3 protein-coding genes are annotated in these 1,625 nt (G+C 60.7%); 2 read left to right on the top strand and 1 reads right to left on the bottom strand.

All coding sequences use genetic code 11. From position 1 onward, the window contains the following. The coding region (locus tag HLUSI_RS0121775) for a HesA/MoeB/ThiF family protein (protein ID WP_029363872.1) at nt 1-456 on the top strand (456 nt) is incomplete at its 5' end. Nucleotides 457-512: 56 nt separating this feature from the next. On the opposite strand, the gene HLUSI_RS0121770 is transcribed toward HLUSI_RS0121775, so the two are convergent. Beyond that, the gene (locus tag HLUSI_RS0121770) at nt 513-977 is read right to left on the bottom strand and encodes a hypothetical protein (RefSeq protein ID WP_016835982.1); all 465 of its coding nucleotides are present in this window, start codon (nt 975-977) and stop codon (nt 513-515) included. A 235-nt stretch (nt 978-1,212) separates the two neighbouring features. On the opposite strand from HLUSI_RS0121770, the gene dksA reads away from it, so the two are divergent. Beyond that, nucleotides 1,213-1,617, top strand: coding sequence for an RNA polymerase-binding protein DksA (dksA, locus tag HLUSI_RS0121765; RefSeq protein WP_016835981.1), 405 nt, complete (start codon nt 1,213-1,215; stop codon nt 1,615-1,617). Nucleotides 1,618-1,625 lie beyond the last annotated feature (8 nt).

Raw genomic sequence — 1,625 nt, 5'->3', positions numbered from 1 at the left:
TGTCGGTGCGCGCCAACACCATGTGGGCGTCTTGGCGAACTGGTGCGCAGCGCCACGGTGGTGCTCGACTGCAGCGACAATTTCGACACCCGTCACGCCGTCAACCGCGCCTGCGTGACCCACAAGGTGCCGCTGGTGTCGGGTGCGGCGATACGTTTCGACGGCCAGGTCAGCGTTTTCGATCCGCGTTCGGGAACGGCGCCATGCTACGCCTGCCTGTTTCCACCCGACCAGAAATTCGACGAGGTGCAATGCTCGACCATGGGCGTGTTTTCGCCGCTGGTGGGCATTATCGGCACGATGCAGGCGGCTGAAGCGCTCAAGCTGACGGCCGGGATCGGCGAATCGCTGGCCGGACGGCTGCAGATCCTCGACGCCCGCAACATGGAATGGACCACCATTCGGCTGGCGCGCAACCCGGCTTGCCCGGTGTGCGGCGCTGCACATCCGGCCTGACCGCGTCGGGCAGGCCCCAGGCGGGCACCGGCGGGTACGGCGCAGTGTGTGAAGTGCTATTTATGCGCCAAGTTCTGGTATACACTGTATTGGATTTGCGTGCCGGATGACACGCTTCCCCATCTGCGTGTCATGGCGTGAGCCAGGCACGATCGTCGATTGACCAGATAACCGGAAGTCTCGGGGGAAGGAATCATGGGCGCCATCGCAAAGAAAGACAGTTCCAAAGTCGTCGCGGCCAAAAGTGCGGCCAAGAAGGCCGGCGCGACTGCCGCAGCGGTCAAAACGCCAACGGCGGCATCTGAAAAACTGAAGCCGAAACCGGCCAGCCGGGCGGCGACGCCAGCCCGCAAAACTGCTGCAGTGAAGACTGCACCGGCCGCGCAGCCCAAGGCCGGCAAGGCGGCGCCGAAGAAGGCAACAACTTCATCGGCAGCCAATGTTGTTGTAGTAAAATCCCTGACCGTTAAAAAAACGGTAGCAGCGACCGCCGGGCCGGGCACAGGGAAGGGCGCCGGCAAGGCAGTCGGAGCGGCGTCTCAAAAAGCGCCTGCAACAGCGGCAACACCGGCAGCAAGGGAAGTGGATTCAAAAGCGACCAAATCCGGTCAGGCTGGCGGCAGCAAAGCCAGCAGCGGCAAGGCAGCAAAGCAGGTTGCAAGCGCCGGATTAAAGGATAAAATTGAAAAACCCGTAGTATTGAAAGTAAGCGAAGTGGCAACTAAAACTCCCAAAACTACCCCTGATACGCAAACCTTGCTCACCGAGGAACAAATCCTCAAGATGGGTGAGAAGGACTACATGAACGAAGCGCAACTTGCTTTCTTCAAGGCCCGTTTGCAACAGCTGGAACGAGATCTGCTCAAGAATGCTGGCGAGACCACCGAGCATCTGCGCGAAACCGTGCTGGTGCCTGATCCTGCCGACCGCGCCACGATCGAAGAAGAACACGCGCTGGAATTGCGCACCCGCGACCGCGAGCGCAAGCTGCTCAAGAAGGTGCAGCAATCCATCGTTTCCATCGACAGCGGCGAATACGGCTGGTGCGAAGAAACCGGCGAACCGATCGGCATTCCGCGTCTGTTGGCGCGTCCTACCGCGACCCTGTCGCTGGAAGCGCAACAACGCCGCGAACTCAAGCAAAAGCTCTACGGCGACTGAGTTCTTGC

The organism is Herbaspirillum lusitanum P6-12 (genome assembly GCF_000256565.1).
GTDB lineage: Bacteria > Pseudomonadota > Gammaproteobacteria > Burkholderiales > Burkholderiaceae_D > Herbaspirillum > Herbaspirillum lusitanum.
Note: the sequence above shows the minus strand (reverse complement) of the source record. Positions and strands in the feature narration are given on the sequence as shown.